This is a genomic window from Elusimicrobiota bacterium (assembly GCA_016722575.1).
GTDB lineage: Bacteria > Elusimicrobiota > Elusimicrobia > FEN-1173 > FEN-1173 > JADKIY01.
The window spans coordinates 1-17,320 of sequence record JADKIY010000008.1 but is presented as its reverse complement, the minus strand read 5'-3'; the positions used below and the strand labels follow the sequence as shown (position 1 = coordinate 17,320).

Below are 17,320 nucleotides of genomic sequence, written 5' to 3'. Positions count from 1 at the left end.
TCACCGAACGAGAAGGTCCCTTATTGGGAACGGAAGAAGGAACGAACGAAACGCCAACGGGCGGAAGCCGAAAGGAACCTCCAGTTGCGCGTTAAAAACCTGGAGAAGCGAATCATGGACAAGAAGCCCGAACTGAAGCCGCTGAAAAAGAAGATTTGAACCTTAGCCGACTTGCTGGACGATAAGCCGTGGGCGGAATCCAAGGGACCCAAAGACAAGCTCTGACAGTTGCTGACCTTGAGAAGCGCGCGGGAGAAGGACAAGGGTGACGCTGAAGAAAACGCAAAGGCCGAGACGGTGGTGAAGGCGAAACAGTTGAAGGCGCTGTCTTCCGAGTTTGAAGTTGAAGCCCAGGAGAAATTCATGATTTCGACGACGTGGCCGATTTGGCTAAGGAAATACTGAAAAGGTGTTGAACTATTTGACGGCGATGAGGACATGACCGAACTGGCCCAAGCCCGCGCCGAGAAGGTTTCATAGGACAACCCACGTCCAAATGGGAACAAGGGTCAGAAAACACCGCTCACACTATCTACGACTCCGACGTTTACATCCTGGGTATCGCAACAGAGAGTAGGTTTCTCGAAACGTGAAGTTCCGCCGGAGAAGTTGAACGGATGATCGAGAACGCGGGGAAGCGTCTTGAGCGCCTCTCCCAGGGGGAATGGGTCTCGTCGAGTGTCAGCGGATGATCTACGCCGAAGCAAGCGGCGAAATTGACGCCAACTCGGAATGCATGAAACTGCCCGAATGCCGCCCGCGAGAGGTTTTGAGGGATGTAAACCAAAGGAGCGCCAATATGGCCAATTCTGTAAGCAGTTTGACGCTCTTCGACCAGATTTGGCGAAAAGAGCTTTTTCAAGACGTCATCGATAACCTCATTTCCCCCAGAAACGGGATGATGGGGAGGGCGACAACGCCATCGTTCAAACCATGAGCGACCTGAAGAAGAAAAGGGATACAGTGACGTTTGGTTTGACTTCCAAACTGACCGCCCCGGTGTTTCCGCGACGGGGAACTGGAAGGAACGGAGGAATCGGTTATCCCTTACTGTTAATCCGTCGTCATCGACCGGATGCGTAACGCTGTCCGTCTCCGAAGGGCGGCTTGATGAGCAGAAGAACGGCTGTTACATCATGCGTTCTGGATGCGAAGTCCAAACTGTCGACCCGGCTCCAGGAATTCGTTGAACGGCAAGTCTTCCTGAAACTGGTGTCGTCCAAAGCACGACCCCGGTTGATACTAGCGGAAGCGTCATCAGCGAATGCTTAGGAGCAACACCCCGACAACTTCCTGCCGACGAAGCCGGGTCGGCTCTTCGAACCGAGATAAATTCCGCCAACACCGGCGGTATCGACGCCCTCACCACGTCCGACAAAATCACCCCGGCCTTGATCTCCAAGGCTCGCGTGAAAGCGAAGCTGCGTCTCCTATGATCCGTCCTCTTCGATCAACGGGAAAGACTACTACGTCCTCTTCGTCCATCCTCGACAGGTTTATGACCTGAAGACGGATCCGACGTGGAGCCGCGCGATTCGAGAAGCCGATATCCGTGGGGATCAGAACGCGATTTCACCGCGCCCCTGGCATCTGGGACGGCGTTATTGTCCACGAACACGAGTATACGCCCCTGGATCGACGTGTCTGTCATGGCGACCGACAAGGTCGCTTTCTGGCGGGACCTCGGCCGCCGCTGACTGCTACCGCAGCCTTCTGTGCGGTCGTCAGGCGGTTGGGTTCGCGCAAGCTGCTGGCGGGCCTGGGCAGTGGGTTGAAAAGTCCTTCGACTTCGAGAACAAATGGGGGCTAAGCAAAGTCACCGAATTCGCTGGTGACTACAAAGTTGTCCACCTGACCATCGTGCCGGGTCGGCTTCGACACCGTCACGTTGACCCAGGCGACCCTCACGGCATTTCGGAAATCCTCACTTCTTTCCGAAGCTGACCGGTGGCTTTGATGCGGCGCTACCGGGTATTTTCACGACTCACCCGGCCTCGTCATCACTGTTCGGTGACCACCGCCGCCGCGGGAACCGTGGCGACGGACTGGACCGCGCCACTGGCGAGATCCTCGTCATCGGCAACAACCCTTTATTGGGTTCGCGGGGAGCAATCCCCGCCGATTTTAAGCGCATTTTAAATAAAGGAGAAAACGATATGGGCTTAATTTACGCTAACGGCGTTCATCAGAATGATCTGGCGACGCTGATTTAAGCCATTGACAAACTACAACGGTGCGCTGGCTAAGCTTGATTCCGACGCAACGGTCAGCGGAACCAACTACGTTTCCGGGCGCGCCGCGACTGTCCCAGGAGTGACGTATGAAACGGCGAACGGGAGCCTCGGGAACAGCCAAGCAGGATTCTATGCGTTCGCGTCGAACTTCGTGACGCAGTTCAACGCCTGTTTGACCCAACTGGACGCAGACGCCGGCGTCGCCGACACGAACTACAACGCATTGTGGGCGTTGTCTCTCGGTGGCATTGTCCCTAGCGGGATGAGCCAAGGGATGCGCGTGAAGTTCCTAGACAACGCCATTGCGTCCCTAGCCGGTCTTAACGCCAAGCTGGACGCCGATGGGACTGTCACCGACACGAACTACGCCCTCGTGTGGAACGTGACCGACACCGTGGATTCGACCGGGGCGTCGTTGACTCAATAGGAGAACGCCATGCCAGCGATGACGGGCCAGCAAGTACGGGATTACATCGTGGACTCCGCTTTAAGCGGACGGACAAGGACACTGAATTGTATGCGGCCTTGACCGACGTGATCCACGAAATGCGCCTTGAGTTCCCATACCAAGAGGCTGAAACGGACGGACGATCACGGACACCATCGCTTCCTCGGTGAATACAAGATCGACGTTAACACTGATTTCGGCCTTCTGGTATCGACAGTGATCATGGTGGATGGTGACGTCGGGGTTCCGTTGGATAAGATTTCAAGAGCGAATACGACGTCAAATACCCGAATCCGACGAACGCATTTTACCGTGGATATCCGAGGGAGTGGTGTCTCTTGGAGCCCAGGTGTTAATCGGTCCTCCGCCGGATTCAACGGCATACACCTACAAGATGAGCAGCACGTCCGATTCCGTTACGACGGACATTCTGGCGTCGACGACTGCGGTGCCGTTTTCGGCCAGATATCGCACATGCCTGAAACACGGTGTGCTTGCGATCATGTATGGGGACATGGGGGAAGAATCCGAGGCCAAGAAGCACGAAGGACTTTATGAGATGGCGAAGTATAAGGCCAAGACGCGCGAGTCCGAGAACGCCGGCGTCCTCGGGACGATCCAGTATCAGGATTTCTAATGCCGACTAAGAAGAAGCCAATTCTGCTGCCGGTGCGCGGGCTGGATGTTTCGGCCCCGGCGGAATTCATCGACCCGCAAAACGCTTCGGCTCTCCAGAATATGGAGACGAACCGGAACATCATCAGGAAGCGTTGCGGGACAACGGTTCTCGGGGCATCCTTAGGCGAAAGGGTTATGGCCTACGCGGAACTTCCGACGGCAGAGACCGCCTACCTTTTACGTCTTGGCCTGACGAGCGTGGAATTGCTCGAAAAGGGGGCAGACACTTGGACCGATGTCACCGGGGCAGCGCTAACAGGGACGACGAACGATTTGTTCGATTTCGCTTTCCCTGTCTCTGGTGGTTCGCGGATCATGACTTTCACGAACGGCATTGACCCAATAAGGAAGTATATCGGGTCCGGCAATACCGCAACGCTTGGGGGATCGCCGCCGACATGCAAATACATGGGTTGCCTACGGCGGGTATCTAATCCTTGGCCATGTGACGGATGGTGGGACTGTCTCCCTTCAAGAATACAGTGGTGCGACACCGCGATCCCGAAGAATGGGGCATTGGGAACTCCGGGAGCGCTGATTTGGTTTCGGACGGCGAGAACATCATGGCGACGGCTTTGTGGGTCCTTATTTCACTGTCCACATGGAAAGCCTCGATTTACCTGGGATACGGCGTTTCAACCTCCGAGGTGTTCCGGTTCGAGCGCAAAAGCACTGGAATCGGCGCCGCGGCGCACCAGACGGTCAGGCAGTTGCCGAACGGAGGGCAGATATTCCTTGCCAACGATGGCGTCCACTTGTTCGACGGGCAGAACGCCCGCTCGTCCAGAGCCACGTGGTCGATGAAATCAGGAAGGGTTGAACCCCGTCCACCTTCGGAAGTCCGTCGGAATTGTTGTGCGCGAATTGGATGAATACTGGCTTGCCGTCCCAATGGACGACCAGACAACGCCGGGGACGATTTACAAATACAACTACAAGACCGGAGATTGGTTCAAAGACACGCGGGCCAACACGACATCCATTTCTACCTACGTTGACACGGATGACGAATCATGGGACAGCGACTCCGGGACGTGGGATTCCGACGCGACGCGGTGGGACGACATAAACCTTGAATCGCTTAACCCCGTAGTCGTTTTTGGTGATTCGTCCGGGAATTCGACGTTCCGAGACACGGCGACCAGTTCAGACAACGCCGTGGCCATTGACGCTCAATACGAAACCAAGGATTTCATAGCAGAGGATTTTGGCCTTGAGACAGGGCGCCTCATGCGGTGGACGGGTTTGCAGGTTTGGGCTAAGGGGACTTCGTGGACATTGACTATTCAACCGACAGCGGGACGACGTGGACAACCATCGGGACGGCGACCCTGGACACGGACTATCCTCCTGACAGCGCCCCTGTCAATTCATGGTTTGATGTCGTGTCTTCCTCGATCCGGTTCAGGTTCTCAAACGACACCGCCGACGAAGGCTTTACGCTTAAGAAATACTACGTCAAGGCTGGCCCCAGGGAGATGCGGTTGTGACCGCCTATCAAAAGTTCAGCGTTGGGAACATCGTCAAAATACTGACGGACATGAACATCAACCTGGACTCGATTTTGAATCGCGGGATTAAGTTTGAGGACAATGTTGATTGCCGTCTTGTTTCGGTGACGAGCCACGTAACGCCAGGGACTGAATTTTCAGTAAGCCACACGCTCGGCAAGACGCCTACGGGATGGATCGTTTATGGACAGACTGGCGCGGGGACAGTTTACGACGGGACAACCGCGAACACAGACACGACCCTGTATTTTCGGTCGGACGCGGCAAGCAAGACTTACCGCTTGATAGTTTTCTAGGAGACACACATGGACCCGATTGTAATTCCTCTCGCCCTAACCGCCGCATCGGCGATCGGGAGCGCATTAGCAAAACCGAAGAAAAACAAGGTCCCGTGGGAAGTTTCTGACGCATGGGACAAGTTGCGTGAATTCGGAATGACCGGGAAGCTTGGGAACTATACGGCCAGGCAGGAATACGACGGCGCCCTTGGGAATTACGACAAGTCGAACATCGAAACTGCCGGGCAAAGCAAGCTGATGGAACTTCTGAATAGCGCAAACCCAGAAATGTTCGATGCCGCTTCGGGGGAATTAAAGAACCTGTTGTCCGCAAATTCGTCGTATGACCCATATAACGAGAGAGGCCTGTATAAGGGGTTTTCCGAAAACGTGGATCGGGCAACGCTTGAGTCCACGGACGCCCTTAAACGGTCGGCCGCATTTGGTGGCAGTCTTTACAGCCGCGACACGATGAAACGGCTTGGGAATCTCCAAGAGCAGGGGATGAAACAAAAGAGCGACAAGCTGGCGGAGCTTTACGACGCCTTCGCCCAACGTCGCCTGTCGGCGGTCCCGATGGCCGCGAGCCTTGGCCAGGCCCAGGAAGGCATCAGCCAGGGGCCGGATCGGAGCCGCGTTCCAATACGGCGGGCTTGACCGAACTCTGGCTGATTCTCAAGCTAAGGCATCCTACGCCGACTTCTTACGCAAGCAGAGCGAGAAGCAGGGGCAGGTGGGGGCACTACAGTCGGTAGGCGGCGGATACCCCGGGCAGACGTATAGTGCAAGCCCTTACGAGTCGGTTCTAACGATGCTCTCTACTCTTGGCGGCTATGGACTAATGAATTCCTTTGGAAGTAGTGGAGGTTCAGCGTCCGGGAGCAGTGGTTATCTTCCGCCGAAACTTTCCCTACTCCCGCCTGGATGGATGGAAAACTTCGGAGGCGGAAATGTCTACGCTAACTGAACTCCTCGCACTGGCACAGCGCCAGCGCGGGAAACAAGAACGTCCGAACACGCCGGCCCGCGTTGCCGAAGGGTTCTTGATGGGCGTTGGCGGTGGGATTGACAACCGCCGAGAACAGCAGAAAGGCCAACTGGACGCCTACATCAAAATGATTGGCCTGCAAGAGGAGTTAGGAAAGATTCAGGCGCAGAGGGAAAACCAGATTCAGGTAAAGAACATGGCGAAGGCCATTGGCCTGATCCCTCCTGACCCCGAGGAAATCATGGCGGCCCGCGGCCTTGCCAGCGGAGTGGTGACAAAACCGGCGTTCGAGACGCCGAGCGAAGTCACGAACGTCGGGAAGATGGGGAAGTTTTTGGACGATTACGCGCCTTCGATGAATATGGGGAAAGATGGGATGAGCATGACGTTTCGCAAACGATACAAAAAGAGAAGGGCGGGATGACTCCGTCCCAGGCGGCAAACATCGCGAGAAGCGGGAGGAGCTAGCGAAGAAGATATATAACCGTGACCATCCTGAAAGACAGACGCGGGACATGATGGACCGGCCGATCCCATATAACCCGACGAGCATGGAATTGCAGCAGTCTGGCGCTCTGAAAGCGGCTGATGACTTGCTTAAAAACTACATTGGCGGGTTCGATTCATACGTTGGCGACACCGGGAACGAAGATTTCCCGATCAAAGACACAGAAATCAATCTGGAATAAGAGGCCAAAATGACCTGGGACACAACCACTCCCGCAGGGAGCGAAGCGAAAAGCAACGGGGACAACAGAATCCGCGAGTTGAAAATGGACATCGAGACTGCTTTGACGTCGCAGGGGTCATTCCCAGGGGCTGACACCTCCAATCCGAAATATAAATGGACACCGTCTAGCGGGGATACGGCGTCAGCGCCATCCACGAATCTCAACTTTGTCTTAACAGCGAGGTAAAGGCGCTCTAAAGATACAGACTGTTCCAGTTGAGGACGATTAGCATAGTCCCGGTCTTCCTGGGACTTGTCGATGCTATGCAACGACAGACAATAGTGTTTCCACGCAAAGATTGTAAACGCGAGTGTCACAACGGCAAAGCTTGCGGATGACAGCGTAACGCCGCCAAAGTTTCAGGTTCGCTAAGGATAAAAGGCTGCCGAGTAACACATCAAACTCTTTTATCCTGCTTCGGCAACGACATTCACTGTCGTTGTCTGGCGATGTGACAGCGAAAATACAACGTTGGGGACAAAATAACGCTCACGCGATGAGGAACATCAGCAAAATACTTTCACGTCATTGCCATTTCCGTATACGGCGCCAAAAACTACCGGAACCGTTTTGGAGGGGCGGCGGATTACACGTTGGCAAATGCGCGCAATAACCTTGCCATATTATTCAAAGTTTTCAAGCCCAAATGCGTTTCCGGGAGTGGGTTTGCCTATACACCAGCTTCCATCACTGGCTGGAGTTCTAGCGACGAAATCGCAATCCTTCGACTCGCAATCGAAGGCGGAACGGCTACCGTTAGATTTATTGTCGACGGGCCAAGCAATGCCACGACTGCGAATTGACAAGCCGGTTAGATCAGCGAATTTCTGGACGCTGGAGGCGGTTCTAGTTGGTGGGGCGTAGATAACACGGGTCCATAAATGACTTCTATAGCTCAAAACTGGGGTCTTACGAAATTCATCAACGTTGACCTGTTTTTATCTGGCGCTGTTTCAGCCTGGACAGGTTGATGGCAGTAAGTCTGTCCGCGGGTATTTGGCTCATTTCGCAATCTAGGGGTGGAAGACAATGAAAAAAAGATCGCTTCTTATTTTTATCCTCTTTTCTTGGTCGCGAGGCAATATCCTCAGAAATGCGACTTGGAGGCTTGCTGGCGGAGACTCTAAACGACCAACTGGAAATTCCTGTTACGACGTTGTTCGAAGACTCTGCTTTCAAAGACACGCTTAAATAAAAGCGGCTCGACCTGTCGCTTGTGGCAACACAATCCTTGAGCAAGCCAGGATGGACGCCGAACAGAGAGGGAAACTTCTAACCCATGGGACTCTTTGATTCCGAATCAAGGAGTTTTTTCAGGAGCGAAGAAGACGCGGTAACGTCGTCCGGATGTCCTGGACAAAGTCCGCGAGAAGTATCCGCACTTGGCCGGGACTTCTCGATACCAACTTGTCGTCCGCCCTGGCGCGAAAATACCCGGACAAGTTCGGGTATCTGAAAACCTATGCGCCTGACGCGCCGGTGCCGCCGGCTCTTGTCCCGAAATCGCTTCGAACCGACGCCTTCTACAAGGCACACCCCGATGAGGGAACGAAGGAAGCCCTGGTGGTCATCGACCGGTGAAGGCCAAATACCCGAAATACAAGAGCCTCGACGCCAAAACGATGGCCTCGGCCTTGGAGACGAAATACCCGGATGTGTTCCAGGGTTGTCGGCGAAGCTGACGCCTGGGAATCAGTTGATTCGGGAGATCCCGAAATGGGCGTAGCCAGCCCTTTTGTCTCTCTCCCGAACCTTGGGCCAGGGCAACTGACGAAACCTGTCACGCCGCCAAAGATCGACCAACTGCCTGGCCTACCTAAGCCAGAATCGAAGGAGCCACCGCAGCCGAAGCCGAGGCCGATGGTGATTTCATTGGATTCGACGAAGGTGTCTCTGCCAAAGGGAACGCCTGTTCAAACGTTCAAGAACGGGAACGAAGCCTATTTGGCGGCGGAGAAGGCCAGAGCACCTATCATCGTCGAATATCCGAACCGTCACGGGCAGATGATCCGGCGGATTCTTGGGACGACGGACGTGGAGACGGAAGCGCCGACTGGCGCGCCGTCTATCGTTCAAACCATTGCGAAGAAGGTCGAGGATCTCGGTGGAACGTTAGGCAAGGCGACCCCCGAGATTGTAGGAAAGGCCGTCGTCGAGACACTGAATAGCCCGCCGGATTTTCTGAACATCACCCAGGAACAACAGGCGCGGACGGCGCGAAACATCGCCACTTCCGGTGTGTCAACGATCACTGGTATGGCAGGAGCCGTTCCCGCGATGTCCAGGTTCGTTGGGGCAGACGGCAAGGTTCTGGGTGGGTTCGATAAAGCCATTGCGAAACTGAACGAGATGGCGGTCAAGATCGCCCCAGAAGACCCGACGTTTGGCGACAAGCTGTCGCAGGGGGCTGCTAGCATGGCCGCGTTCTGGGTGCCGGGCATGGCCGCGGAGAAGGCGATATCCCAACTCCCGCGCCTTGGAGCGTATGCGGCCATGATCGCAAAGGCCGCTAAAATCGCAACCCCCACCGTTTTGGAATCCGCCACCGAGCAGGGCGGCGTCTACAACGACTTGGTCCAAAAGGGGATGGATAAAGAGGACGCGGCGAAACGATCGTTTGGAGCGTTTTGGAAAAACATCATTCTGTTGGGCATAACGAACGCGATCGGGTTCGGTCCAGAGGCGAAAACGCGACTTGGGCAATCGCTGATGGCGATGCCCACCGAGGGGTTCCAGGAAGGTGGACAGACAGTCATTGAAAAGATTTCAAAGGGAGAGAAGGTCGATTGGGAAGAAGTGGCTTCCGATGCCGGCGTTGGGTCGATCCTTGGGTTTGCTGGCGGGAGTGCGTTCGGAGGCGGTGGCCCTGGGGTAGACATGACGGACACGGCTACGAAGCCCTGGCGAGACTCCTACGCCACCACCGACGATGTCGCCGGAGATGCGGACATATTTGGACAAAGTGGCTGAAATTAACAAGGCCAAAACGTCAATCACTCAACCGGATTTTCTGAAAGAGGACATATTCAAAGTTCCGACGCAGAAAGAAGCGAACGCGGCGGAGGACGTTCGATTTTCAGCGGCGCCGGATACCGTTCAACGCATGGCCCATTCGATACGAAACGAGGCGGTGTCGCAGTATAACCTCGACAGGGACGTGTTCAACCAGTGGAAGGACTTGATCGGTCCAGGTTTACAGCCGCCCAAGATCATCTCCGGGCAGCGTGATGTGATGGGTGAATACAACACCCTCGAAGTCTGGATGAAGAAAAAAGATGGGCGGCCGATCGACGTCGTCGCGCAGGACGCCGTCGAGACGGGACTGATTAAAAGCCCGGAAGACATTTTTGACGCACTCCGAAGACTTAAAGCCCCCGCAAATCCGTCCCGTAACGCCGTGGATTATATGGACGAGGCCCTTCGCATACACGACTACGAGTCCAGCATTGAGCCGCAAGGGCCATCGGACACCGGATTCGATTTCCAAGTGGAACAGCCTGATTTCAGCGCCGAGGCGCCGGCCACAAACAAAGAACATTACACCGCTAATTTGGCGAAGGCAAGGATCGCCGGGATGCCGTTGCGCGAGGCCGTTGCCTTTGCCCGCGAGAGCAGTATCACGCAGGGCCAAAAGGACGCCGTTTCGGCGTTCAATAAGATCATCACGGCCAACAAGATCACCGACCAAACGTTTGTCCAGTTCGTTGACTCGATCAAGGTGGACAAGGAGGCCTTTCAGAAGGGGTATGGGACCGAATTCCAGGCCGACAAATACGCCGTCCGAGGGGCTACGTTTCCGATCAAGAATCATCCCGTGGTGAAGGCCCTTGTCCAGTTCGCTTCCGGCGCCCACGCCGGGACCGGATACCATGAGGCGTTCCACGTCATTTCGACTAATGTCCTGACCAAGCAGGAATACGCTGTCCTTCAGACGAAGTTTGGGACCGAAGAAAACATCGCAGAATCTTTTGCCAAATACGAGAAAGGCAAGACCGGGAAAGAGAAGCGGACGGCCATCAAGGCGATTTTTGACAAGATTTCGGCGTTTCTGGAACGGCTGCGGTCCTATTTCAAAGGGAATGGATGGCGGACTGCGGATGATGTGTTCAGGGGGATCAGTGAAGGGAAGGCGGTGCGTGTTGTAGGACGTACCGGCAGCGTGGTGTCTTACCATTCCGAGGATATGTTCCCTGGGACAAAAGAGAATGTCGTCTTATCGTTTGAACGCCTTGTGGCTGATGGGAAGAGGAGGGGTTTAAATTTCCCGGATGCGGTGCGTGAAGCCAAGGCAAAACTTTCAGAGAGTGCGCGATTGAGTAATGAAAAAGGATCACCCGCCCAATCGGACAAACAACGCGGGTTTTCGGATGCCAGTGGCGTTCGTGGCTTCGGGACAAACCAACGTGGCCAGGGTGAACTTTACCAAGCCGAACGCAAAGATCAAACCCAAACCCCTGAATTCAAGCAATGGTTCGGCGACTCCGTCGTCACCGACAACGGCAAGCCCATGTCCCAGGGCGGGAAGCCGTTGGTGGTTTATCATGGGACGACCCATTCTTTCAGTGAATTTAAGACGGACCTGGCGAACATCGAAAACCACTACGGGAAAGCCTTTTACTTCACAGACTCCAAACGTGATGTAACGAAAAATTATGCTGGCGAAGGCCCAGACTTGGCTCAGCGGATTGAACTTCGCGCGGAACGTGTTTTCCAGGAGATGTTTGACGGGAAGACCGAGCCAAAATTCAACAGCACACGGTATGAGAAGGCGATGGATAAGGCGAGAGCCACAGCGCGCAAAGAACTTACAGGCGGCGGCCAGACGGTTCTTGAAACATATGTCCGGATGGAGAATCCGGTCATTATTGACGGACCGGGTGCAACGAGGTTTGAAATCAACTTTGACGAGGAAAGCGGTGAGGAGTCCGGGTCTGGCGTTGGCCTTTATGAATCCGTGTTACGTGCCGCAGGTAATTTTGGTGTTGATGGTCAGGCCATCTGGGGTGATGTTACGCAGAACCTGGAACCTGGGGATTTTAGCGCAAAAGAATTTGAAGAGGCGATGCGTAATAGCGAAAAAGTTGCCTACATCGAGGATGAAAACGGAGTCCTCGCAAGCAACGAATTCGTTAAGGAAGTCTATCGGGAAGCCGGGTTTGACGGGATCATTATGGACGCTGACGCGACATTCGGCTCAGGTCGGAAGATGGGCAAGTCGATGGCCATGGACGATGGGGCAAAACACTATATTGTTTTTAACCCAACGCAAATAAAATCCGCCACGGGCAACACTGGCGCGTTCGACCCAAAGAATCCGAGCATCCTTTACCAAGCCGAAAAGACTGGCCTCGTTGACGAATCCGTCTACGAGAAAACCGCGCGATGCAGCGTTCTGGCAGTTTGATTCGGGATATCGGGAACGTTGCGACATCAGCTAAAGACCAGGCCGAATCTCTGCTAACGCCGATTTCATCCGTTCTGGCCGACATCCACCCCATGCTCCGCATTTCCTTCCGTCGCCAGGCGTATCGTGAAGGCCTGACTAGGAACGATGACACGAAATCCGTCCTTCCGTTCCTTGAAAAAGCGCGGGCCATGCGGCCGGAGGACAGGGCCGATCTCGACCTGGCGCTGAAGAACGGGGACGCTCCTAAAATCGGTTCCTTGGTCAGTGCCTATGGCCTGGACGCCGAGTATAAGGCCGCACGGAAGACGTTGGACGCCATCCACGCCCGGGCCAAGGAAGTCGGCTACGACGTCGGCTATCTCGAAGACTACTGGCCGCGGGTAGTCAAAGACCAGGCCGGATTCTTGGAAGCAATGAAAAACGACAAGAAGTGGCCCGATATCGAGAAACTGATTTCGATGAAACAGGACGAAATGCGCCGTCCGTTGTCCGAAGACGAGAAGGTCGCCCTAATAAACTCCTACTTGCGCGGATACCAGAACGGTGCGATCGCGCTTGCCCGGACGCCGAACATGAAGACACGGGAAGTCGAAGTGATTGGCCCGGACCTGAATCAGCATTTCCGCCGGTTTGACGATGCCGTTGTCCGATACATCTCTTCCATGAACCACGCCATTGAGGCCCGCCGATTCTTTGGCAGGGGTGGGAAAGACCTATTCGTAGACGAACTGGATCAGTCGATCGGCCACTACGTAATGGACATGAGGACAAAAGGCTTTCTGAAAGATGCCCGGGACGAGAAGCGTCTGCGCGAAATCCTGAATGCCTATTTCAAACAAGAATCGATGCACGGCGCCTTGGCGGCATATAAAGATGCGACGGTGGCCATGACGATGGGAAATGCGATCTCGGCGCTGACGCAACTCCAGGATCTTGGGACTTCAGTATACCGAGCGCCCGGCAACGTTGTTCAGTCGCTGGGGAGCGCCTTAATCGGTGGGTCCAAGATCACGCTGGAAGACCTGGGCCTTGAGCAGATCGCCGAAGAGCTGCGTGACGAACGGAAATCCGCCGTGTTCGTTTCCAAGATTCTGCGGGCGGCCGGACTTGCGAAACTGGACAAAATCACCGCCGAAACGTTCATCAATTCCGTGATTAAGAAGTATCAGTCAAAAGCCAACAAGAAACAGCCGGTGCGGAATTCATGGATAGGATTCGCAACCTGGTCGGCCCCGACACGCAGAAAGCCATCGAGGATTTGAAATCTGGCGAAGTGACGGACTTGGTCAAATTTATTGCTTTCTCGGAAATCCTTGGCGTCCAGCCGAAGGCTATGACGGAACTCCCAAAGGCTTACCTAAGCGGCGGCAACGGAAGAATTTTCTACACCCTCAAAACATTCCAACTCCGTCAAATTGATACGTTCCGCCAGGAGGTTTTCAAAAAGATGGCGGAGCCCGGGCTGAAGAACAAAATCATAGGGACGCGACGGCTTGTTGCCATGACTGTCAGCCTTCTCTTGGCCGGCGTAGGCGCTGACGAATTGAAGGATTTATTCCTTGGTCGGACGACAACGTTGTCCGACCGCGTTGCCGACAACATCCTGAAGTTGGTGGGGTTTTCAAAGTGGACCCTCTACAAGGCGCGCCAGGAAGGGATTGCGTCGGCTGGTCTAAAGACCATTCTTCCTCCGGTCCCGCTGGTAGATCAACTCTGGAAAGATATCCGCACAGCGGGTGACAAGAAGGGCCTGGAAGTCGTCCAGAGCATCCCCTTGGTGGGGAAGTTCTACTACTGGTGGATGGGCCGCGGGCGTTTCAAGAAACCGCTGAACGATGACATGCGGTGGTTAAAGGAGAACGCCGGGAAACTTGGTCTTACGCGGTCGAAGGCGTATCAGTTTCTTAATAAGACATCCACCCGGAGCCTACTGGCGGACTCCGACAAGGAACGCGCGGAGGCTTTGGAGAAGGTAGAGAAATACGCCAAACGTCTGCGCGACATGGCTGAATCTAGAAAGGATGAACTCTTGGCGAGGGAGTCGAAAAGGAAGGCGCGAAAGATGGCGCGTTAAGTCAGAAGGTGTTTTACGCCGTCGACGGTTTTGTGGACGAGGAAGAAAAGAAACTTCATGAACTTGTAGACGACAACGACGAAGAGAACGCAGATGATGTAGTCGGATAGGTTGAAAGGGCCCGGAAGTCGCGGACAAATGGGGCGCAGAATACAACAACCCATTTAAGGACAAGTTCGGCGCGCATGGTTTTATTCTATATCGAAACGTTAATTTGTCAATAGCGCAACAGAACGGCCACTCCTGATAGCGGAGGTTTCGACGTGGGTGAGGATTTTAGTGCCTTAGTTTCAAAAGTAGCCCAGATCGCCGAGAGAAGCGCGGCCTTGGACAGCAAGTTCCACACGCACATAGAAGACCAAAAAGAAGCGCGGATGCTGAAGCAGCAGCGGGACGACCGCGTGGAGGCGAAGGTGGACGCCATCCATGCCCGTATCGACGAACTCACCAGCGTAAAAGTAGTTGCCGAGAACGCCCAGAAAGACATCGACGAACACAAGGCCGACCACAAGTGGTGGTTCGGCGCCCTCTTCACGGCGTGGGGGGCCCTGATTGCCCTCTTCAGTTTCCTTGCCAACAACCTCCACCGGTTCTTGGAGTGGGCGCACAATTTCGGTAAGCTCCCCCCGAGCCATCCATGACCAACCAAGACCCCCTCTGCTTTTCCTGCCGGTGTCCGATGGACGCGGAGACGTGGGAGCGGACAAGCGATGTCCCGCAGGAGGGCCGCGCCGGGGAAAAGCTTTGCGGGGCCTGTATCAAACGTATCGAGGAAAGGAACGGGCGGAAGCCGAGGACCGGGAGAGGAAGTTATGGGAAACCCATTGACTTATGAGGACGCGCACGTCTATTATCCAGACGAAGCCAATCGGCACACGCTTGGTGGTGGACCCGCGGGGTGCTGGTGCGAACCGACGGTCGAGGAACACCACACCAGTGGTGGCGTCGTCTACCGTGTGATCCTGCATCAGAGGCTGGCGCAGTCGGATCGGTTCTACGAGGAACACTTCGGAGGGAAAAGGCATGGGCAATGAAGTGGAGCGGCCGGCAACGAGCCGGGACATATCGGACGCGGATCGGGAACTGAAGGGCAAGTGGGCCCTGATCCAGCAGAGGTTCCACGACCTTACGGGGAACGACCTGATTTTGACATGCACACACCGGACGGTCGCGGAACAACAACGACTATACGCCCAGGGGCGGACGACCAAGGGCAACATCGTGACGTGGGTGGATGGGATCAAGAAGAAATCGAACCACAACAGTTACCCGTCCAAGGCGATTGACGTGGCTGTCCTGTCCGGCGGGAAGGTTAATTGGGCCCCGGAGGCCTACCAGGCGCTCGGGATCATCTGCAAGGATTGAACCTGACATGGGGCGGGACGTGGAAAGTCCAAGACATTCCACACATCGAACTCAAGGTGTCATGATGCGGGGCCAGCGCATCCTCGACATACTCCTATTCAACGATTCCCGGAAAGCCGGGATCGGGCTCTGGCTTTTTGTGAGCGCCCACGCGCTTTTGATAGCTGGCTTGATCAAGGCCGGGAATTGGGTGTGGGCGACGACGACGGCGGCCGCCCTCGTTGGCGGCGGCACCGTAATGGACAAACTCCTTGCGAATCGGCGACCTCTTAAGCCTGCCCCCGTTAATTGGCGCCGCGTCGTCGCCGTCACCGCGTCGGCGTGGTCTTTGTTCTTCTGGTCCAGGTCCGACTCCAATCCATCGCCCTCGAACGCGAACGCCTTGGTTTACCTCCACCCCAAAACCGAGCAACGGCTCCGAATCGTGCGCGTGGAGGGCCGGGTCAGGATCGTGACCCGAACCATCAAGACGGAGGGGCGCGAGGAAGTCATCCGCGAGGAAGTCCGGGGGCCTGTCGTAACGACCACGGACGCGATGACGAAGTCGGAGCCGTGTTGGCGCGGGCGCCGCGGTGGGTGGCCGGGCCAGCCTCTTGGACTTCCGACCCGGGGACCGGTCGGGGTGGACGGCGTGGGCCGGGGTGACGGTTGGCGGCCGCCTCGACCTCTGCCTCGGCGTCACCGGCGGACTGCGCCCGGGCGCGATGGTTCTCTTTCGTTTTTTGGAGGAGGTAGGCATGAAACGATCCCGCAAAGAAAAGGAACTCATCACGAAAACGGGTTGGCCCGTAGTGAACCTCACGACGTCCGCCCACAAGTGCCATCAATACCGATTACGGAAGGCTGGTCGTGGATGGGTTTGGGAGAAGGTTGACGCCTGAATGGTGTAACGGAGTTGTCAATCTTTTAAAAGGTTGTTGACTCGCGGCCGAATCTGATTTATAGTATGGGCATGCGAATCAGCCCGCACGATCATGCGTCCCCGCCAACACGATCAGGCGAGGATTTTACTATCCCCCGACGGGGCTGGGGGATTGGGAAACCAATCTTCCGTCAGGGGCTTTTTTCCTTCGTCGAGAAGTAGGAGCCAGCGCCCTCGTTTCCGACCACACGTAAAGCGGGGGCGCTCTGTTTTGAGTCAGCAAATGGAGGTAACCGTGGAAAAATCAAGCGAGAGTCAATGATTGGAGATGGTGGTTGACGCCAAGAACCGGGAGGCGTGGGAGGCGAAGCACCGGGTCCAGGTGAAGGCGACCCGGGGGCCTTTGACTGTTTCGTGGCGATGATGAAGGAGACGTTCGAGGCCGAGGCCCGTCGGCGGGCGGAGGGACAAGGAATCTGAAAATCACAAAAGCTGACCTTGATAAAGAGGGCATACAAAAAGAATTCGGTTGTTGTCGATAACCATTGAAATTGACGGCGATCTGGGGGACCGTGGGGTTCGATCTCGTCGAGATCTCGGCCTCGCGATCGATCATAGCGAAGGCGGGCCGGGAACAGCAGGCGGGGCCGGAATCGAGGCGGGGAATCGAGGCGGGTCGGGAATCAAGGCGGGGCCGGGAATCGAGGCGGGGGAGGGAATCGCGGGGGAGGGAATCGAGGCGGG

Annotated in this window: 15 protein-coding genes; all 15 read left to right on the top strand. The window is 55.5% G+C overall.

Going from position 1 to position 17,320, the window contains the following annotated elements; translation table 11 throughout:
- Positions 1 to 159, top strand: a 159-nt coding sequence (locus tag IPP68_12390) for a hypothetical protein (protein MBL0351148.1), incomplete at its 5' end; no start/stop codon positions are given.
- A 69-nt stretch (positions 160 to 228) separates the two neighbouring features.
- On the top strand, positions 229 to 405 hold the full coding sequence (locus IPP68_12385) for a hypothetical protein (GenBank protein MBL0351147.1): 177 nt from the start codon (positions 229 to 231) through the stop codon (positions 403 to 405).
- A gap of 1,812 nt (positions 406 to 2,217) precedes the next feature.
- Complete coding sequence (locus IPP68_12380) at positions 2,218 to 2,661, top strand: hypothetical protein (protein ID MBL0351146.1); 444 nt, start codon at positions 2,218 to 2,220, stop codon at positions 2,659 to 2,661.
- Positions 2,662 to 3,013: 352 nt separating this feature from the next.
- The gene (locus IPP68_12375; protein ID MBL0351145.1) at positions 3,014 to 3,319 is read left to right on the top strand and encodes a hypothetical protein; all 306 of its coding nucleotides are present in this window, start codon (positions 3,014 to 3,016) and stop codon (positions 3,317 to 3,319) included.
- Between the two features lie 1,312 nt (positions 3,320 to 4,631).
- The gene (locus IPP68_12370) at positions 4,632 to 4,850 is read left to right on the top strand and encodes a hypothetical protein (protein ID MBL0351144.1); all 219 of its coding nucleotides are present in this window, start codon (positions 4,632 to 4,634) and stop codon (positions 4,848 to 4,850) included.
- The gene (locus tag IPP68_12365; protein ID MBL0351143.1) at positions 4,847 to 5,167 is read left to right on the top strand and encodes a hypothetical protein; all 321 of its coding nucleotides are present in this window, start codon (positions 4,847 to 4,849) and stop codon (positions 5,165 to 5,167) included. Before IPP68_12370 ends, IPP68_12365 begins: the two co-directional genes overlap by 4 nt.
- A gap of 9 nt (positions 5,168 to 5,176) precedes the next feature.
- On the top strand, positions 5,177 to 5,806 hold the full coding sequence (locus IPP68_12360) for a hypothetical protein (protein MBL0351142.1): 630 nt from the start codon (positions 5,177 to 5,179) through the stop codon (positions 5,804 to 5,806).
- A 293-nt stretch (positions 5,807 to 6,099) separates the two neighbouring features.
- Positions 6,100 to 6,561 carry a hypothetical protein gene (locus IPP68_12355; GenBank protein ID MBL0351141.1) on the top strand — a complete coding sequence of 154 codons (462 nt, stop codon included), beginning with the start codon at positions 6,100 to 6,102 and terminating at the stop codon, positions 6,559 to 6,561.
- Positions 6,562 to 8,275: 1,714 nt separating this feature from the next.
- Positions 8,276 to 8,449 (top strand): hypothetical protein, encoded by a 174-nt coding sequence (locus tag IPP68_12350; protein MBL0351140.1) that lies wholly within the window; start codon positions 8,276 to 8,278, stop codon positions 8,447 to 8,449.
- 279 nt (positions 8,450 to 8,728) lie between these two features.
- Positions 8,729 to 9,838, top strand: coding sequence for a hypothetical protein (locus IPP68_12345; protein ID MBL0351139.1), 1,110 nt, complete (start codon positions 8,729 to 8,731; stop codon positions 9,836 to 9,838).
- Complete coding sequence (locus IPP68_12340) at positions 9,822 to 12,272, top strand: hypothetical protein (GenBank protein ID MBL0351138.1); 2,451 nt, start codon at positions 9,822 to 9,824, stop codon at positions 12,270 to 12,272. The genes IPP68_12345 and IPP68_12340 overlap by 17 nt, the downstream gene beginning before the upstream one ends.
- Entirely contained in the window at positions 12,251 to 13,537 is a 1,287-nt protein-coding gene (locus IPP68_12335; GenBank protein MBL0351137.1) for a hypothetical protein, read from the top strand. The genes IPP68_12340 and IPP68_12335 overlap by 22 nt, the downstream gene beginning before the upstream one ends.
- Positions 13,480 to 14,349, top strand: a complete 870-nt coding sequence (locus IPP68_12330; GenBank protein ID MBL0351136.1) for a hypothetical protein — start codon at positions 13,480 to 13,482, stop codon at positions 14,347 to 14,349. Before IPP68_12335 ends, IPP68_12330 begins: the two co-directional genes overlap by 58 nt.
- Before the next feature lie 263 nt (positions 14,350 to 14,612).
- Positions 14,613 to 14,990 carry a hypothetical protein gene (locus tag IPP68_12325; GenBank protein MBL0351135.1) on the top strand — a complete coding sequence of 126 codons (378 nt, stop codon included), beginning with the start codon at positions 14,613 to 14,615 and terminating at the stop codon, positions 14,988 to 14,990.
- A gap of 382 nt (positions 14,991 to 15,372) precedes the next feature.
- Positions 15,373 to 15,714, top strand: coding sequence for a hypothetical protein (locus IPP68_12320; protein MBL0351134.1), 342 nt, complete (start codon positions 15,373 to 15,375; stop codon positions 15,712 to 15,714).
- The last annotated feature ends 1,606 nt before the right edge of the window (positions 15,715 to 17,320 follow it).

Excerpts from the sequence above, each read along its gene's own strand:
- IPP68_12360 (MBL0351142.1), top strand. The coding sequence starts at position 5,177 with ATGGACCCGATTGTAATTCCTCTCGCCCTAACCGCCGCATCGGCGATC.
- IPP68_12355 (MBL0351141.1), top strand. The coding sequence starts at position 6,100 with ATGTCTACGCTAACTGAACTCCTCGCACTGGCACAGCGCCAGCGCGGG.
- IPP68_12345 (MBL0351139.1), top strand. The coding sequence starts at position 8,729 with ATGGTGATTTCATTGGATTCGACGAAGGTGTCTCTGCCAAAGGGAACG.
- IPP68_12335 (MBL0351137.1), top strand. The coding sequence starts at position 12,251 with ATGCAGCGTTCTGGCAGTTTGATTCGGGATATCGGGAACGTTGCGACA.
- IPP68_12330 (MBL0351136.1), top strand. The coding sequence starts at position 13,480 with ATGGATAGGATTCGCAACCTGGTCGGCCCCGACACGCAGAAAGCCATC.
- IPP68_12320 (MBL0351134.1), top strand. The coding sequence starts at position 15,373 with ATGGGCAATGAAGTGGAGCGGCCGGCAACGAGCCGGGACATATCGGAC.